18 protein-coding genes are annotated in these 17330 nt (G+C 70.8%); 12 read left to right on the top strand and 6 right to left on the bottom strand.

Going from position 1 to position 17330, the window contains the following annotated elements:
- Positions 1–12 precede the first annotated feature (12 nt).
- The gene (locus tag AMK25_RS01565; RefSeq protein ID WP_036342963.1) at positions 13–282 is read right to left on the bottom strand and encodes a hypothetical protein; all 270 of its coding nucleotides are present in this window, start codon (positions 280–282) and stop codon (positions 13–15) included.
- Between the two features lie 129 nt (positions 283–411).
- On the opposite strand from AMK25_RS01565, the gene AMK25_RS01570 reads away from it, so the two are divergent.
- The 4 genes from AMK25_RS01570 to AMK25_RS01585 all read left to right on the top strand — a co-directional run bounded on the left by AMK25_RS01570 (position 412) and on the right by AMK25_RS01585 (position 3583).
- On the top strand, positions 412–1068 hold the full coding sequence (locus AMK25_RS01570) for a 4'-phosphopantetheinyl transferase family protein (RefSeq protein ID WP_073825414.1): 657 nt from the start codon (positions 412–414) through the stop codon (positions 1066–1068).
- A 76-nt stretch (positions 1069–1144) separates the two neighbouring features.
- Positions 1145–2380 (top strand): hypothetical protein, encoded by a 1236-nt coding sequence (locus tag AMK25_RS01575; RefSeq protein ID WP_073825417.1) that lies wholly within the window; start codon positions 1145–1147, stop codon positions 2378–2380.
- 127 nt (positions 2381–2507) lie between these two features.
- On the top strand, positions 2508–3224 hold the full coding sequence (locus AMK25_RS01580) for a hypothetical protein (protein ID WP_073825420.1): 717 nt from the start codon (positions 2508–2510) through the stop codon (positions 3222–3224).
- A gap of 167 nt (positions 3225–3391) precedes the next feature.
- The gene (locus tag AMK25_RS01585) at positions 3392–3583 is read left to right on the top strand and encodes a general stress protein CsbD (RefSeq protein WP_073825423.1); all 192 of its coding nucleotides are present in this window, start codon (positions 3392–3394) and stop codon (positions 3581–3583) included.
- Here AMK25_RS01585 and AMK25_RS31745 read toward each other — a convergent pair.
- Positions 3580–4386 (bottom strand): hypothetical protein, encoded by an 807-nt coding sequence (locus tag AMK25_RS31745; protein WP_143194662.1) that lies wholly within the window; start codon positions 4384–4386, stop codon positions 3580–3582. The two genes, AMK25_RS01585 and AMK25_RS31745, sit on opposite strands and share 4 nt — an antisense overlap.
- An 88-nt stretch (positions 4387–4474) precedes the next feature.
- Between AMK25_RS31745 and AMK25_RS01595 the strand changes: the two genes are divergently transcribed.
- A complete protein-coding gene (locus AMK25_RS01595; RefSeq protein ID WP_073825428.1) occupies positions 4475–4939 on the top strand; it encodes a hypothetical protein in 465 nt (154 codons plus the stop codon).
- A gap of 6 nt (positions 4940–4945) precedes the next feature.
- Here AMK25_RS01595 and AMK25_RS01600 read toward each other — a convergent pair whose 3' ends face one another.
- Together AMK25_RS01600 and AMK25_RS01605 are read right to left on the bottom strand one after the other, a co-directional pair.
- Positions 4946–5815, bottom strand: a complete 870-nt coding sequence (locus tag AMK25_RS01600; protein WP_073825430.1) for an alpha/beta fold hydrolase — start codon at positions 5813–5815, stop codon at positions 4946–4948.
- Between the two features lie 111 nt (positions 5816–5926).
- The gene (locus AMK25_RS01605) at positions 5927–8032 is read right to left on the bottom strand and encodes a cellulase family glycosylhydrolase (protein WP_073825434.1); all 2106 of its coding nucleotides are present in this window, start codon (positions 8030–8032) and stop codon (positions 5927–5929) included.
- A gap of 288 nt (positions 8033–8320) precedes the next feature.
- Here AMK25_RS01605 and AMK25_RS01610 point away from each other — a divergent pair, with 288 nt between their 5' ends.
- Complete coding sequence (locus AMK25_RS01610) at positions 8321–8779, top strand: lamin tail domain-containing protein (RefSeq protein ID WP_073825437.1); 459 nt, start codon at positions 8321–8323, stop codon at positions 8777–8779.
- A gap of 56 nt (positions 8780–8835) precedes the next feature.
- Here AMK25_RS01610 and AMK25_RS01615 read toward each other — a convergent pair whose 3' ends face one another.
- Entirely contained in the window at positions 8836–9843 is a 1008-nt protein-coding gene (locus tag AMK25_RS01615; protein ID WP_073825440.1) for a saccharopine dehydrogenase NADP-binding domain-containing protein, read from the bottom strand.
- A gap of 93 nt (positions 9844–9936) precedes the next feature.
- On the opposite strand from AMK25_RS01615, the gene AMK25_RS01620 reads away from it, so the two are divergent.
- The 5 genes from AMK25_RS01620 (at position 9937) to AMK25_RS01640 (ending at position 14433) form a co-directional block, all read left to right on the top strand.
- Positions 9937–10875: a helix-turn-helix domain-containing protein gene (locus AMK25_RS01620; protein ID WP_073825444.1), complete on the top strand. Its 939-nt coding sequence runs from the start codon at positions 9937–9939 to the stop codon at positions 10873–10875.
- Between the two features lie 71 nt (positions 10876–10946).
- Positions 10947–12380, top strand: coding sequence for a rifampin monooxygenase (rox, locus tag AMK25_RS01625; RefSeq protein WP_073825447.1), 1434 nt, complete (start codon positions 10947–10949; stop codon positions 12378–12380).
- Positions 12381–12413: 33 nt separating this feature from the next.
- Entirely contained in the window at positions 12414–12797 is a 384-nt protein-coding gene (locus tag AMK25_RS01630; protein WP_198937421.1) for a hypothetical protein, read from the top strand.
- A gap of 50 nt (positions 12798–12847) precedes the next feature.
- Positions 12848–13630, top strand: coding sequence for a methyltransferase domain-containing protein (locus tag AMK25_RS01635; RefSeq protein ID WP_073825451.1), 783 nt, complete (start codon positions 12848–12850; stop codon positions 13628–13630).
- A gap of 107 nt (positions 13631–13737) precedes the next feature.
- Positions 13738–14433 (top strand): proteasome protein, encoded by a 696-nt coding sequence (locus tag AMK25_RS01640; RefSeq protein ID WP_073825454.1) that lies wholly within the window; start codon positions 13738–13740, stop codon positions 14431–14433.
- Positions 14434–14516: 83 nt separating this feature from the next.
- Here AMK25_RS01640 and AMK25_RS01645 read toward each other — a convergent pair whose 3' ends face one another.
- The gene (locus AMK25_RS01645; protein WP_241826210.1) at positions 14517–15242 is read right to left on the bottom strand and encodes an RICIN domain-containing protein; all 726 of its coding nucleotides are present in this window, start codon (positions 15240–15242) and stop codon (positions 14517–14519) included.
- Positions 15243–16385: 1143 nt separating this feature from the next.
- Between AMK25_RS01645 and AMK25_RS01655 the strand changes: the two genes are divergently transcribed.
- Positions 16386–16901 carry a hypothetical protein gene (locus AMK25_RS01655; RefSeq protein WP_073825465.1) on the top strand — a complete coding sequence of 172 codons (516 nt, stop codon included), beginning with the start codon at positions 16386–16388 and terminating at the stop codon, positions 16899–16901.
- The last annotated feature ends 429 nt before the right edge of the window (positions 16902–17330 follow it).

The following is a 17330-nucleotide window of genomic DNA, read 5'->3' on the forward strand; positions in this document are numbered from 1 at the left end:
GCCACCGGGAGCTCAGATCGTCCTCGGGCCGCGCGGCACCCAGCCGATGAAGCGGTCCTGGAGCGCGGTGACCGGCACGGAGCGCAGGTCCTGCGTGGCGGCGGCCAGGCAGGAGCCGAGATAGACGCTCAACGACGCCCGGTCCACCTGGTACTCGCTCAACAGGTGGTGACGTTTCGTGGCGCAGGGCCATTCGTCACCGCACGAGCCGCAGGTCCAGTCGGGGGTCACCGGCACGTGCTCGCCGTCCCGCCTCCCCGGTGCCTCCGCGCCACGCGTCATCCGCCGCTCCTTCTCTGTCCGGGATCGTGGTGGTGATGGACCGGTTGCCTCCCCGCAACGCTCTGTCAGCGCCGCGGCACGCCCCCGCGTTACGGTACGTTCACCGCGTGTCCCCGTCATCCACCGCACGTGCGTGATCTGCTGCCGGCCGTGGTCGCCGTCTCGGTGGCCGGACCGGCCGACTGGTCCGGCGAACTGCTTCCGGCCGAACAGGCCGCCCTCGGCGACCGCGCGGTGCTCCACCGCCGCCGCGACTTCACCGCCGGCCGGGTCTGCGCCCGCCGCGCGCTCGCCACGCTCGGCCTGACCGCCACGGCGGTACCGGCCGGCGCGGACCGGGCCCCCGTCTGGCCGCCCGGCGTCGTCGGCGCGATCACCCACACCCGGGACTACTGCGCGGCCGCCGCCGCCCGCGCCACCGACGTGCGCGCCGTCGGCATCGACGCCGAGCGGCTCCGCCCGCTCTCCCCCGGGGTACGACGGAAGGTGTGCCGCCCCGACGAGGAGGCGGACCTGGCCCGGCTGCCGGCCGGGATGCCCTGGCCGACCGTGTTGTTCAGCGCCAAGGAGACCGTCTACAAGGTATGGCACCCGCTCGTCGGAACCTGGCTGGGCTTCGCCGACGCGCGCGTCACGCTCGACCCGGAGGCGGGCACGTTCCACGCCGAGATCGCGCCGGCCCGGCTCGCTGCCGCCCCGGTGGCCGACCCGCCGTCCCGCGTGACCGGACGGTTCGCGGTGGACGACGATCTGGTGCGCACCGCCGCCGTCCTGCCACATCGATGACGCCCTGTCGGCCGGGTTGCCGCGGGCTTGTACCGTCGTTCCGACTGAAAATCCCGAAGGCGCCCCAAGGAGTACGGTGAGCCACCCTCAGCCTCCGTCCGGGTCACCGGACCCGAACCAGCAGCCACCGGAGCCGCCGACGCAGGCGTTCCCCACCGCGCCGATGCCGCCGAGCGACCCGTACGAGCCGCCGCCCGCCCCGGACGCGCCGACGCCCCCGGTCTCAGGCGCGCCCTATCCGCCGCCTCCGGGCACGCCGCAGCCGCCCGTTTCGGGCGCGCCGTATCCGCCGGTGTCGGGCGCGCCGTATCCGCCGACCTCCGGTGCGCCGTACCCGCCGCAGCCGGGGCCGGGTCAGCAGTACCCGCCACCCGCTCCCGCCCAGGGCTTCCCGCCGGCGCCGCCGACCTCGGGCGCGCCCTACCCGCCGCCGGGTAGCGAATACCAGCAGCCGGGCGCGGCATATCAGCCGCCTGGCAGCGAGTACCAGCCCCCGGGCGGCGCGTACCCGCCCCCCGGTAGCGAGTACCAGCAGCCGGGCGCGCCGTACCCGCCGCCGGGCAGTGAGTACCAGCAGCCGGGCGGGGCGTATCAGCCGCCGGGGGGCTACCCGCCGCCGGGCGGTGGGCAGCCTTACCCGCCCACCGGCGCGCCGTACCCGCCGCCGGGAGCGCCCTTCGGGCCGCCGGCCAAGAAGTCGAACAAGAACGTCTGGATCACGATCGGCATCGTCGCGGCGCTCCTGCTGCTGCTCTGCTGCGGTGGCGGCATCTTCGCCGTCTACAGTGGCGTGAACAAGGCCCAGGAGGTCGTCGACTCGCCGCCCACGCCGAGCGTCACCGACGGCGTCCCGGCCCAGGAGACCCCGACCGGCGCTCCCACCGGCACGCCGCAGCCGGGCACCACCGACGACAAGACCTTCAACATGCCGGCCGGCGACAAGCTGATCATCAACGACGCCGACGGCACCATCGAGATCACTGTCGGAAACTTCCGGACCCGGAACGCCGCCTGCAACGAGATCATGCCCGGCCCGAAGAAGGGCATGTTCATGATCGCCGACGTGACCGCCGAGATCACCAAGGGCACCGGTTCGATCAACCCGTTCTACTTCTCCTGGGTGGCCGAGGACGGCACCGAGGAGAACGGCATCGGCGGCGCCTTCTCGGGGTGCGGCAAGCTGATGACCTCGGGCAACAACCTGCCCGCCGGTTCCAAGCGCAGCGGTCAGCTCATCTTCGACGTCAAGGACCAGAACGGCGTCGTCGAGTACAAGCACCGCTTCCGTACCGCCGGGTCCTGGAAGCCCTGACCCGCGCCTGACCCGCACCGGGGCCGGTCCGTCTCGGACCGGCCCCGGTGACCGTTCGGACGGTGCCCGCCGGCCGAATGGTCATTTCCATGTGCGCGCGGGCGCTCCCGGTGGCCAGGCTCGGAGGATGGCGAACGAGACGACCATCCCGCTGCTGCCCTGCCGTTCAGTTGACGACGTGGCGCCCTTCTACCAGGCGCTCGGATTCGAGGTGACGTACCGGCAGGAGCGCCCGAACCCGTACCTGGCCCTGTGCCGGGAGGATCTCAACCTGCACTTCTTCGGGATGGCCGAGTTCGATCCGGCCGACTCGTACGGCTCCTGTGTGGTGGTGGTGGACGACCTGGCCGGCCTGCACCGCGCCTTCGCCGACGGCATGCGCACCACGTACGGCAAGGTGCTGGTCGCCGGCGTACCCCGGATGACCCGGCCCCGGCCCCGCCGCAATCAGGACGGACACTCCGGTTTCAGCATCGTCGACCCGGGCGGCAACTGGATCCGGTTCGTGGCCCGGGCCTCGACGCCGGACGTCGACGACCGGGGCGGGCTCGCCCGCACGCTGGGTAACGCCGTGGTGCAGGGCGACTCGCGCGGCAATCCCGGTCAGGCCGCGCGCATTCTCGACGGCGCGCTGGCCCGGCCGGACGCGGCCGACGACCCCGCCGTCCTGGTGGAGGCGCTGGTCTACCGGGCCGAGCTGGCGCTGCAACTCGGGGAGCCGGAGGCCGCCCGGGATCTGGTGCGGCAGGCCCGGTCGGTCCCGCTGGACGACGAGTCGCGCGCCCGGCTGGCCGACACGCTGCGGCACGCCGAGGACCTGCTCACAGCCCTGCCGCCCGCGTAGCCGCCCGGCGCACCCACGGCCGCCCGGCGCATCCACGGCCGGGCGGCGCGGGCCGTGCCGGGATGCGGGCTGACGCCGAGCCGGTGGCGGCGGTTTGGCGTGCGGGTCAGCGGGGACGCGACGTGGCAGGCGGCGAGGGCCGCCACGCGACGATCCGGGGAGGCGGCATGAGCGTCGAGCGGGCGAACAACGACCTGGAGAACCTGGCCGGTCCGGCCCGGGCCCGCCTGGGTGACCTGAACCAGGACGAACACGCCGAAGCCGACCGGGTGCGGGAACTGGACGAGATCCGTGGCAAGCGCCCCGGCGAACACGTCCAGGAGGACGCCCGCGACGCCGACGACAACTTCACCGCCTAGCGTCTCCGCGCTCCCCAAAGCGCAGATCTTGGAAGCAAACGGCCCTCATGGGGGCCGAAATCTTCCAAGATCTCGCGGCGTCCGGTCACCCACGATGATCGGCAGATCGATGCCGTACGCCTGGCGGCGTCGCGCGTCCCGATCGGGGACCGCCGATGGGTCGGCTGTGCCCTGGCTTTCATCGGTCGGCTGAGCATGCCGACGGATTGTCGGCGCATGTCGCCGAGCGTCGATGCGAAATGCGCCAGTTGACCAATCGCAATCATTGATGGCGCAAGCAGACTGTGTGGCGTGACCAAGCCATCACCGCAGAGATCATGGCCGATACCGAAGCAGTCCTGGTGGCGCCGGCTCTCCGGCGGTACGAAAGCCGTACTCGTGTCCGGCGGGGTACTGATGCTGTGCTGCTGCGGCGGCGGGCTCGCCGCCTTCGGCGGCGCGACGGACGAGAAGCCCGCGTCGATCAGCGCGGCCTCGTCCGCGACCGCGCGCAGCGCCGATCCGCCCCCTGCCGCCCACTCGTCCGGCTCGCCCTCGAACGCCGCCACACCGACCGACTCGCCGTCCGCCCTGCCGACGACGCGGTCCGCCGAGCCGTCGCCGCAGACCGCGACCGCGCGGCCGGCGCCCCGGCCGAAGCCGAAGCGGACCACGCCCAAGCCGACGCCGAAGCGGACCACGAGCGCGCCCCGGACCACCAAGCCGTCCACCGGCACCGTCCAGGGCTCCGTCCACCCTGGCGCCTTCTGCTCGCCGGTCGGCGCGACCGGCCGTACCGCCAAGGGCACGCTGATGCGCTGCACGCGCAAGGCCGGCGAGGACCGGGCGAGGTGGCGCGCCGCGTGATCCGCGTCGGCGGACGGTGTCGGGGGTGGTTCCTATCCTGGGGCGATGGTTCTCACTGACGTCACCGGGTCCTGGGTCGGCACCAGCGGCTTCCGTCTGATGCCCGCCGATCCGCTCGCCGAGTCGCCGGCCAACGCCACCGTCGCGACCGCCGCCGGTGGCCACCTGACCACCGTGTCGTACTCGTGGGCCCATCCGGTCGACGGGCCGCAGGACGGTCTGCTGGTGATCGCCGCCGGCGAGCAGCCGGGCTCGCTCGTCGCCTGGTGGGGCGACTCGTGGCATCAGCAGCCGACGCCCATGACGCTGACCGGCACGGCGGGCGGCGCGGCGGCGGTCGAGCTGAGCGCCGGGTACGGCGGCGGATGGGAGTGGCGAATCACCGTGGACACCGCCGACCCGGCCACCCTGCGGCTGCGGATGGAGAACGTGGTCCCCGCCGACCAGGCGGGGGCCGACATGCCGGCCGGCCCCTACCCGGTCATGGTCACCGACGTGCGCCGCGCCTGAGCCCGGTCAGGCGGCGCCGTCGAGGATCTCCCGCAGCCGGCGCGCGAACGCCTCCGGCTGCCCGGCGTGGCCCATCTCCTCACCCAGGAACCCGCCGTGGTGGCTGGGGAAGACCGCGGCCTTCCCGCCGAGCAGCTCGGCCGCGGCCACCGACGTGCGTCCGGTGAAGGTGTCCGCCGACTCCTCGCCCACCGCGACGACGACCCGGGTACGCGTCGCGCGCAGCGCGTCCACGTCCGGCCGGAAGCGGGTGACCGCCGCGGCGCGGTCGGAGAGCAGCGGGTCGTCCCGGCTGCCGTCGTCCTCGGTCGGCATGCCGAACGCGGCCGGGTCGGGCAGCGGCTGGGCGAAGTACTCGTCGGTGAACTCGCCCCGCCACGACGTCATGGCCACGAACGCCGCCATGCCCGCGCCCCAGCCGCTCTTCTGGTACGCCTCCTGGCAGGCGGCCATGGCCCGCCGGGCGGCCTCGGCGTCGGGAAGCACCTGCACCAGCGGCGGCTCGTGCGCCACGAGCGTGGCCACCGCGTCCGGGTACGCGGCCACCAGGGCGAGCGCTGTGACCGCGCCGCCGCTGCTGGCGAACATGTCCACCGGTCCCGTGCCGAGGGCGTCGATGATGTCGCGTACGTCCCGGGCCTGGACCTCGGGCACGTCGTCGCCGCGGCCGTCCTTGCGGACGCTGCGCCCGAGCCCGCGCGGGTCGTACGTGACGACGGTCCGCTCCGGGAAGTACGAGGCCAGCGTTGCGAAGCCGTCGGCGCACATGGGCTGGCCGATCATGAACAGCGGGCGGTGTCCGGCGTCGGCGGCGCTCGGCGTGCGAATGTCGTAGACGAGGTCGACCTCGGGCGTCTGCAGGGTAAGCGTGTTCATGCCTATGTCGACCGTCGCCGGTCCGGGAATTCATCGGTCCGGCGGGAAACTCCGCCGGCACCGGGCTCGCGGCGGTGTCGACGCCCACCGCCGCGAGCCGTGCCGTCGTCGTCAGCTCACCGTGCCGGTGACGGTGCTGCCGGACTTCGTCACGTAGTAGGTCAGCTTCGTGCCGCTCCAGAAGTGGAACGTCAGGGTGACCCGCTGACCGTCGTTGACCTCGGCGAAGAACTCCGGCTTCAGCGCGATCGTATTGCCGGTGTAGTTCGGCGCGAAGGTCACGTCGAACTCCTTGTACGAGGTCCAGTTGTGCGGGCCGGCGTTGCTGCCGTCCGCGTACTTCGCCTCCATGGTGGCGAGCTGGTCGCCGCGGAACTGCGCCGGGAGCGTGAACGCCGCGGTGGTGCCTGTCGCGTTGGAGAGCACCGGCGGGTCGTACGTGATGATGCTGATCCGCCACGGCACGCCCGCGGAGAAGCGCGCCTGGAGGTTGGCGTTCACGCCGTACGCGCGGGAGCCGACCAGCCGGGTGAGCGCCGACGCGGTGAGCGTCAGGGTGCTGCCGGAGACCGTGTAGTCGGTGCCGTTGACCAGGTCGGTGGTGCCCTGGCGCAGCCCCTGGAACGTGGTGCCGTTCAGGTTGAGCGTCAGGCTCTTGGCGGTGATCGTGCCGGTACGCGGCACGTACACCTGGTCGCTGGACGCGGTGCCGGAGCGGGTGGTCCAGCTCGACTTGATCTGCGCGAACAGCTCGGGGTCCTTCCACACGAACGACGTGCGGTCGAGGTGCTGGCCGTTGTCCCAGAGCTGGGTGGTCAGTTTGCGGCTGCGCGCGTAGTGGCCGAGGAACTCGAAGAACTTGAGCTTCTCGCCCTGCTCGATGGTGCCGGTGTGCCGGTCGAAGCCGAGCAGCCCGTACTCGCCGATGATGACCGGGATGTTGCGGGTGACGAAGGCGTTGTAGACGCGGTCGAACTGGTCGGTCAGGTCCTGCTGGACGGTGGCGTCGAACTTGGTGCCGCCGGCGACGTTCACGCTGAACGGCCAGTACCCGTAGAAGTGCACAGTGGCGATCAGGTTCGGGTCGTTGAGCGTGTTGAACGTGCTGACCAGCTCGTCCACCCGGGCCTGCTCGGCGGAGGTGTGCAGGGTCGGCAGCACGAGCAGCCGGGTGGCGTTGTTTCCGCCGGACTGACGGACGATGCGGTGGAACGAGGTGTTCAGCTCGTTGAGCAGCGTGGCGTTCTGCGCGTCGCCGGAGCTGCCGGTGAACTGCGGCTCGTTGACGCTCTCGAAGGTCAGCTTCGGTGAGGAGTCCTTGAACGCGGCGGCGATCTGCGTCCAGAGCGCGTTGTAGCGGTTCAGCACGTTCGTGCGGTCGGTGGGCATCGTGTTGATCCACTGCCACGAGTCGTGGTGGATGTTGAGCACCACGTAGAAGCCGTCGGCGAGCGCCCAGCCGACGACCTCGCGTACCCGGTTCAGCCAGGCGGAGTCGATCGTGTAGTTCGGCGCGGCGCCGTGGTGGTTGCTCCAGGTCACCGGGATGCGGATGCTGTTGAAGCCCTGCGCCCGGACGTTGTCCAGCAGCGCCTCGGTGACCCGCGGGTTGCCCCAGGCGGTCTCGTCCGCGCCGACCGCGTCGAAGGAGTTGCCGAGGTTCCAGCCGGGCTGCATGGCGGCGACGGCGGCCATGGCGTTGCCGGCCGGCGGCGGGGTGGTGGGCGGCGGCGTGGTCGGGGGCGGGGTGGTCGGCGGCGGCGTGGTGCTCGGCGGCGGGGTGGTTCCGCCGACGCCGCCGGTGCAGGCCACGCCGTTGAGCGTGAACGCGGTGGGCGCGGTGTTGGCGCCGGTCCAGGAGCCGTTGAAGCCGAACGAGACGGTGCCGTTCGTGGCGATCGCGCCGTTGTAGCCGACGTTCGTGGCGGTGACGTCGGCGCCGGAGGAGGTGACATTGGCGCTCCACGCCTGGGTGACCCGCTGGCCGGACGGGAACGTCCAGCGCAGGCTCCAGCCGTTGACCGGGTCACCGAGGTTCGTCACGTCGACGTTCGCGGTGAAGCCGCCGGGCCACTGGCTGGCGGTCGTGTAGGTGACGCGGCAGCCGGCCGCCGCCTGGGCGTTCGTCGCCAGCAGTGCGGTGCCGGCCACGAGTGTGGCGGCGGTCGCCGCGACCAGGCCGACCCGCAATCGGGCGGTACGGAAAGAGCGGAACATGGTGGTTCCTTCGTGGTGGGGTGGGCGCGTGGACGGGGAAGGCGGGGCGCGCACCCGCCCAGCGCGAGAATAAGTTTGGATTCCAAACATTGTCAATCGGCGTATGTGGATGCTTAACCGTTCCGGCATCCCGCCCTCACCCCACCGACCAGGCCGGTTCGACGACCGGACACATCGATCCGACGGCCGGTCCGAAGGCGGGCGGACACGCTTTGTGGGAACAAACTCGGCTGGGAATCCTCGCTACGCTCTCGCCCGCCAACACCGCTCTGAACTCAAGGGGACATCGTGCGCAGAAGGCTTCTCGGCATCGCGTCGGCGATCACCATCGCCCTCGCCGGCACGTTCGCCGCCGCCGCTCCGGCCCAGGCCGCCACGCCGCCTTTCATGATCACCAAGGTGTACTACGACTCCCCCGGCAAGGACACCCGCTCGAACGCGAGCCTGAACGCCGAGTACGTCCAGCTGACCAACAAGCGCAAGACGGTCCTCAACCTCAAGGGCTACTACGTACGCGACAAGGCCGGCCACGTCTACTCGTTCACCGGCGACTTCAAGGTGGCCGCCGGGAACAGCATCGTCATCCACACCGGCAAGGGCACCAACAAGGGCACCCACCGCTACTGGGGCAGCGCCGCGTACGTCTGGAACAACGACGGCGACACCGCCTACCTGCGCAACCCCTCCGGCAGCCTGGTCGACAGCTGCAGCTGGGGCAAGGGCGGCCGCGGCTACACCAGCTGCTGACCACCCCGCGAAACGGCCGGCCCACCCGCTCGGGGTGGACCGGCCGTTTCCGTCCGTCACACCGCCGCCGACCGCACTGTGACGTGGTCCGACAACGCGCGCAGGAAGTCCGGCGCGTCGAAGATCCGCCCGGCCGAGGCGACACCCTTCACCCGGGTCCGCCCGGTCAGGACGCGGTGCGTCGCCTCCACCGCGAGCGGCGCGGTGACCGCGTAGATGTCCTGCCCCTGCGCGACCACCCGCCGCCGGACGTCGCCGGCCCGCACCACCACGTCGACGGTGAACGTCTGCGCGGACCGGCCGTGCTCGTCCACAGCGGCCGGAGCGTCGCCCGCCGCCAGGTCGCGGGCCGCGTCGGCGGTCATGTACGTGCACACCTCCGGGATGTCCAGGTGACTCGGCACCGTCACCACGTCGGCCATGGTGAACTCGCCGAGCACCGGCCGCACCCCCAGCGGCGCCGGGAACTCCCAGTCCAGCCGGGGCAGGTCGCCGTCGGCGTACACCAGTCGCCCGTCGGTGAAGCGGACCCGCCGGCCGTCGCGGCGCTCGCGCGACACGACGCCGGAGGCGACCGTCCCGGCCGTCGGGTGCCAGCTACTCAGCCCGTACGCGACGTGCGCCTCGTCGGCCGCCGTCCAGTCCCCCATCGCGGCGGTCACCAGCAGGTCACCGAGTCCGCCGAAGAACGCCATCGCGGGCACCACAGCGACACCGGCGGCCTCGGCACGCTCGGCATAGTGCGCGAACGTGTCCCGGTTGGCCTCGATCTCGGCCGCCACGTCGACGTAGGGGATCCCGGCGCGCAGCGCGGCCTCGATCAGCGGGCCCGCGGTCGAGGCGAACGGCCCGGCGCAGTTGACCACCGCCGCCGCCCCGGCCAGCGCCCGGTCCAGCGAGCCCGGATCATCAACCGACGCCACCCGGTGCTCCCCCTCCGGGAACGCGGCCGCCAGCTTCCCGACGTCGCGCCCGAGCGGCAGCGGCTCGTACCCCCGCTCGCGCAGCTCCGCCACCACGAACCGCCCGGTGTGCCCGTACGCCCCGAACACCGCCACCCGCATGACGCCCCCTCAAAAGATCGACTGGAATGATCCTCGCCGGGATCCGGGGGCCGGGCCAGTGTCGCAAACGCCAATGCCCGTACAGTTTCGGACATGACCCTGATCGCGCTCGCCGCCACCGACGGGATGCTGCACTTCGAGCTGGCCGCGGCCTGCGAGATCTTCGTCCGCGACCCGACCGGTCTCGCCGACCCCTGGTACGACCTGGTGGTCTGCGGCCCCGGCCCGGTCGGCGTCGGCCGGTTCGCCGTCACGCCCGACCACGGACTGGACCACCTGGCCCGCGCCGACACGGTGATCGTCCCGGCGATCGAGGACACCGACGCCGACCCGCCGTCCGATCTGGTCGAGGCGGTCCGCGCCGCCCACGCGGCAGGTGCCCGGATGGTCTCGTTCTGCACCGGCGCATTCGTGTTCGCCGCCGCCGGCATCCTCGACGGGCTGCGCGCCACCACCCACTGGGCGCACACCGAGGCGCTCGCCGCCCGCTACCCCCGCGTGCACGTCGACCCGGACGTGCTCTACGTCGACAACGGCACCGTGCTCGCCTCCGCCGGCAAGGCCGCCGCGATCGACCTCTGCCTGCACCTGATCCGCCGCGACCACGGCTCCACAGTCGCCAACGCGGTCGCCCGCCGCCTGGTCGTGCCGCCGCACCGCGCGGGCGGCCAGGCCCAGTACGTCACCACCCCGGTCCCGGCCCGCGAGGACCACCCGCTCGCCGCGCTGCTCCCCTGGGCGATGGCGCGGCTGGACCGCCCGCTCACAGTCGCGGACCTGGCCCGCCAGGCCAACATGAGCACCCGCAACCTGGTCCGGCACTTCACCGCCGCGACCGGCGCCACGCCGTCGCAGTGGCTGTCGACGCAGCGCATCCGGCGGGCGCAGGAACTGCTGGAGAACACCGACGACAGCATCGACGCCGTCGCGGAGGCATCCGGCATGGGTACGGCGACGACGCTGCGCCGGCACTTCCACCGCACAGTGGGCGTGCCGCCGGACACCTACCGCCGCACGTTCCGCCGAGGCTGACCGGCACAACGGCTATGGTCGGTTCGTGCCGCCCGAGGGGACGGTCGCCTGATACTCGGCACGGGGGAAGTGTGTTCGACGTGATCGTGGTCGGCGGCGGGCCGACCGGCATGATGCTGGCGAGCGAGTTGCGCCTCCAGGGCGTCGGCGTGCTCGTGCTGGAGCGGGACCCCGAGCCGCCGCCGTACGTGCGCTCGCTCGGCCTGCACGTCCGCAGCATCGAGGTGATGGACCAGCGAGGGCTGCTGGAACGGTTCCTCGACAACGGCGGCAAGCACCCGATCCGGGGGTTCTTCGCCGGCATCGACAAGCCCGCCCCCGCCGATCTGGACACCGCCCACCCGTACGTGCTCGGCATCCCGCAGACGCTCACCGACCGGCTGCTCGCCGAGCACGCGGCCGAGGTCGGGGCCGAGATCCGGCGCGGTCGTGCGGTGACCGGGCTGGATCAGGACGACGACGGCGTGACAGTCCGCCTCGACGACGAGACCTCGGAGCCGCTGCGGGCGCGGTTCGTCGTCGGCTGCGACGGTGGGCGCAGCACCGTCCGGAAGCTGCTCGGCGTCGGGTTCCCCGGCGAGCCGTCGACTGTCGACACGCTGCTGGGCGAGATGGAGGTGACCGCCTCCCCGGACGAGATCACCACGATCATGACCGAGGTACGCCGCACCGAGAAGCGGTTCGGGCTCGGGCCGTCCGGCAAGCCCGGCGTGTTCCGGGTGGTCGTGCCGGCGGCCGACGTGACCTCGGCACCGCCGACGCTGGAGGACTTCAAACGGCAACTGACCGCGTACGCCGGCACCGACTTCGGCGTGCACTCCCCACGCTGGCTGTCCCGGTTCGGCGACGCGACCCGCCTGGCCGAGCGTTACCGGGCCGGGCGGGTGTTCCTGGCCGGCGACGCCGCGCACGTCCACCCGCCGCTGGGCGGGCAGGGGCTCAACCTGGGCGTCCAGGACGCGTTCAACCTGGGCTGGAAGCTGGCGGCGGCGGTGCACGGGTGGGCGCCGGGCGATCTGCTCGACACCTACGAGTCCGAGCGGCGGCCGGTGGCCGCCGACGTGCTGACCAACACGCGCGCGCAGATGCTGCTGACCACGAACGAGCCCGGGCCGCAGGCGGTACGGCAGGTGCTGACGCAGCTCATGGACTTCGACGAGGTCAACCGCTTCCTGATCGAGAAGGTCACGGCGATCAGCGTCAGGTACGACGTCGGCGAGGGTCATCCTCTGCTCGGGCGGCGGCTGCGTGACGTACCGCTGCCGCAGGGGCGCCTGTACGAGCTGATGCGTACCGGCAGGGGGTTGTTGCTGGACGGGACCGGGAAGCTGTCGGTGGACGGCTGGGCCGACCGGGTCGGGCTCGTCGCCGGCACCGGTGACGGGCTGGACGTGCCCGCGGCGCTGCTGCGGCCGGACGGGCACGTGGTCTGGGTGGGCGACGGTCAGCGGACGTTGGAGGGCGCGCTGACCAGGTGGTTCGGCGGCGGGACGGTTCGCGGGTAGCGACGGCGCACGGACTCGGCAATGATCAGCTTCATGTCCGACGACAACCTGGCCGACACCTGGCGTCGCATCATCCTGGGAGACGGCAAGTCCTGGGTCGTGTTCGCGCACGGCACATGCGTCGTCCTGCCGGACCCCGAGCCGGGCGTCGACCTCGCCGCACAGGCCGTCGAGATCCTGCGCGAGTACGGCCCCGTCCACGTCGGCTCACCGTCTGCGGACTTCGGTACCGTCACGCTCGATCCCGGACCCGGCTGGGCGGTCTACGGCCATCACAACGACGTGTTGACCTACGTCGGCCCCGACGAGGTCTCGGACGACAGCGACCTGGCGGTTGGTCTGTACGGGCGCCACAAGCGAAATCGAGACGGCCATGAGCTGACCGTCGTACACGTCGAGGACAAGCGGGCCCGCTGACGCGTCGGCGCTGCCGGGTCAACCGACCGCAGCGCAATAGGCTCCAGATCGTGCACGGATTCACCGACGTCGACCGGCAGCCGGACCCGAACTCGTGGGTCGGCGTGCTCGACCGCCTGACCGGCGAGCCCTTCTACCAGGCATACCAGCAGCGGGTACGCGAGTTGCTCAGCCCGTCGCCCGGCCGGCGCTACCTCGACGTCGGTGCGGGCACCGGGGCGAGCGCGGTCCGCCTGAGGGACGATCACGACGTCACCGTGCTGACGGTGGATCGTTCCCTGACCATGGCTCTGGCCATGCGAGCCCGTGGCTTGACTCAGTGCGCCGTCGCCGACGCGCATCAGCTGCCGTTCCTCGACAACTCGATCGACGGCGCCTGGGCCGACCGCACCGTGCAGCACCTCGCCGATCCGCACGCCGCGATCGGGGAACTCGCCAGGGTCGTACGCCCGGGTGGCCGCGTCGTTCTTGCGGACCCCGACTACGACACGCAGGTGCTCGACATCGCCGACCAGGATCTGGCCCGGCGCGTGCTGAGGTTCCGGGCTGAGGTCCTGCTCCGCAACGGCACCCTGGCTCACCAGCACGCCGGCATGCTCGCCACGCTCGGTCTGGCCGACGTCACCGTCGAGCCCCGCACGCTGCTGGTTCGGGACCCGAACGCCGCCGACAACGTTCTCGGCCTGCGCAGTTGGGCTGACACGGCGGCTCAGCGCGGCGTACTCGACCCCGCCGAGGCTCGCGCGTTCGAAGAGCAGTTCGACGAGGCGGTCGAGGCGGGCCGGTTCACGTACGCGGTCACGTTCTTCCTCACCGCCGCCACCGTCATGTAAGGGGATTCTGGTCCGGGTAGTGAGCGGGCCGACACCCCTCGGGGTGTAGGCGGGCGGGATGCCGGGTACCTCGCGCCCAACCCCGCACCCCTGCACAGGAGGACCCCATGACCGTCGTACTCGCCGTTGTCTGCGACGACGGGGTGGTGATCGGCGCGGACTCCCAGATCACCGAGAGCGGCCGTGGTCTGAGCTTCCCCGCCCAGAAGCTGCACCCGCTGGGCGACTGCGCCGCCTGGGGCGGCAGCGGCGCGCGGGGAGTACTCAACGACCTGCGCCCTCTTCTCCAGGACTCGGCCACCGCCATCCTCGAAGCGCCGGACATCGGCGACGAGTTGCAGGAGCGCGTCCTGCCCGTCTTCAAGAAGCACTACGAGAACTACATCCCGGACGTGCCCGGCGAGGGCGCCGGCGGCGGGGTGTCGGCGTACCTGCTCGCGGCCGGCTACAGCCAGGGCGGGCCGTGGATCGTGGAGATCAACCCCAACGGGCTCATCGGCCGCTACGAGGACGTGGGCTTCCACGCCATCGGCTCCGGCGCGCCGATGGCCCAGCAGGCCGGCGCGCTGCTGTCCCACTTCCGGATGACCAAGCGCCCCGTCGAGTACGGCGTGGTGGGCGTGGTTCGGGTGCTTGAGGCGCTGGAGCGGACCTCGCCGTCGGTCGGCGGGCCGTTCAGCGTCGCGTGCATCCGCGAGGAGGGCGCCCACCACCTCAACGAGAAGGAGATCGCCAAGGCGCTGAAGGACGCCGAGCGCTGGCGCGACCTCGAGCAGAAGGCGCTCGACGGCCTGTTCGACTGACGTCGGCGCGTGACTCACAAACCGTCATCCGCGCAGAGGAGCCCGGACAAAAGTCCGGGCTCCCTCCGGTCAACGCAGTGTCGTCAGGCAGGGATCGCGGTGAGGTACCAGAGCTGCCCGGTCACGTTCTGGCACTTGTCGGTGAACGCCGCACCCTTCAGGACGGACGTCGGCGCGAATCGGTTGCCTTCCAGGCATTCGCCTTCCTTCTCCCGGAACTTCGTCTGCAGCCGGAAGAGGTTGTCTCCTGCCTTGACCAGCTTCCACTGCTGTCCGGTGACCTCGCGGCACGTGTCCAGGAATGCGGCGCCGCCGAGGACCTTCCCGGCGAGCTGGTTGCCCTCGAGGCACTTCTCCTCGCCGAGGAACTTCGTCCGCAGCGTGTAGTAGCCGTCGGGGCGCTTGGTGAAACTCCAGGCCTGCCCGTCAACGTCCTGGCAGGTGTTCTGGAACGCGGCGCCGGCGAGGGTCGAGTTGCCGTCGACGCGGTTGCCTTCCAGGCACTCGTTCTCGCCGCGGAACACGGTCTTGAGCTTGTAGTATCCCCCCGCCGAGGGCGGGGCCTGCGCCGCCGGCTGCCCCGCGACATCCACCGTCTTCACAGCGGCGGCGTCCGAGCCGTCCACCGGCTTCTCGTTGGTGGACGTGTCGACCGCCACGGCGGGCGCGGAAGCGGACGCAGACGCGGCTGCGGACGCAGAGGCGGATGCCACGCTCGTCGGCGTGGCCGGGTCGGACGCAGACGGGCTTGACTCACTGGCGTTCTCGCAGCCCGCCGCGGCCAGGGCCAGAACCGCCAGGACGACCACCGCAGACCTTCTCATTCTTTTCACTGTCATTCCCATCAAAGACGAATTTCGACTCAATCAGCACGCCGGCAACTACCACAATTCATCCGGCCAATCGCACGGAACACCGGTGCCGCAACGGTACGGTTGCTCCGGATGGCCGCAACAGGTCGAGTGGGTGGCAAGACTGCGTCTGTTCGGGGCGGCCCGACTGGTTTCTCGGCTCATTGTGGGCGCGGGGCCGACGATGCCGGATCCCCCGGTCAGGCCGGAACTCTAAATGCCATTAACAATAAGGAAGTCAGGAGCGCCGATCGAATCCAAAGGGGCTACTGCCGACAAACTGGATATCCCAAGCATCCGCATCAAGTCATAGCATTGTCTTGAATAGCGAAGACTTCCGATTGTCGCCGTCTCGGACGGTAATGCTCGGCAGCAAACGCCCTCATAGCACCCGAAGAGGCGAGCGGCGACGCCGCCGAGCAGGTGGCCGAACCGCTCCGGAAGACGGTTCGAGACGACGCAGGGCCCCCGACATTCCGGCGCCCTGTTCGCCTCCTGGTCGATGGCGGTCACAGCGGTTTCGAATCCTTCGCCCTCGCGGTCGCTCTTGACACGCCCGACTACTGTCGCTGCGGCTATTCCTGTCGTGTCGGGGCTGACTACTCGGACGTCTATCTCAAGAGCTTCGTCAAGCGCGCCGACCGTCCACAGACATCCTCGTATCCGAGTTGGCGGTACAGGCGATAGGCGTGCTCTCGGTTGCGGCTGCTCGCCACCTCCACGCGAAAGCAACTCAACTCATTTGCTCGACTCTCGGCGACGACGAACGGTGCCCAATAAGCGTCAGCGCTCACCCGAGACCTCGGGCAAGCGCTGATCTGTACCGAACATGTACTTGCTGATCTTGCCAGCAGCAGGTGTTACTGGTGGAGCTGAGGGGATTTGAACCCCTTACACCTTCTGCGGGGAGAGATCATCGCGAGTCGGGCACTTCTGCCGCGCGACCTGCGCAATCATCATCAAGACCTCTCGACGTTTGACACGGCTTGTCGCTCTGTGTTGTGCCGGATCTGTGCCCGATGATCTTTGTCGTGCTTGTGCGGCGCATCCATCCCACGCTCCGCCTGAGGTCCCTTGATCACGCCAACTACGGTCACGGTCATGGATGGATGGCAGTGGGCGGAAGTGGCGTCCGCGACCGTGACGCCGGTCGTCCTAGGGGTGATGCTTTGGAGAGAACGTGACCTGCTTGCTGGGGAGCCTCGGCCCCAGGAAGCCTCCGCCACCCCTCCTCAGCCGCCGAGGCCTCTGTTCAGGTTCGCGCGGGACACCGGCAGCAATGTCCTGGCGAATCTGATCGCTGCCGCAGTCGTGTACCTCCTCGGGGTTGTCGGTGGACTCCTTCCGCGTTCGCCTTCCCTTGTCATCCTGTCGATCATGCTCGTCCTCGGTGGCCTCGGGGTAGTCCTGTTTCCGCTTGGAATGCTTCTTCCCGGCCGGCCGGGAGCGCTCGCCGCTTCCGGCTCGATCATGCTGGTAGGCCTGGTCGGCATCATCGCCCCGTTCGTAGACCGCGGTCGGCTTCACAGCTTCGAAGGCGTGGCCTATCCCATCGTCGGCTGGTTGGCGATCACTTGCGCGATCTTGATATACCGCTTCCGGAGTCGTTACCTCTGAGCACGCCTAAGCCATCCCGTCGACCTTCGTCCGCACCCCGGTGGAGTGGGTGGGGCCTGCCCGGTCAAGGTGGAGCACCCCACCGTCTGAACGACCTTGACCGGGCAGGCCCCACCCACTCGGCTCTGCCCGGACGGAGGTTGTCGGGATGGCGCCACCATCCCAGAGCGCCTGAGCGCCCCGCCGGAGGCACTGCCTGTGTCTCGTCCAACGTGAAGCCCCGGAACTGCCACTGATCATGGCGGCCCGGGGCTTCTTCGTATGTCGCGCCGCTGGCGGGCTATCACCGATCGCGCTGTGGCCGAAGGCCTAAGGCGCGAGCGGCGGGCCATCGGCCCGGCCCTGGTTCGGCGGCGCGAGCGGTCCGCGAAGCGGGCCGCCTTGATCCCGTACAGAAAATCCTCACAGGAACAAGAAGAGTCGAAACGA

This window comes from Micromonospora sp. TSRI0369 (genome assembly GCF_001905625.1).
GTDB classification, from domain to species: Bacteria; Actinomycetota; Actinomycetes; order Mycobacteriales; family Micromonosporaceae; genus Micromonospora; species Micromonospora echinospora_A.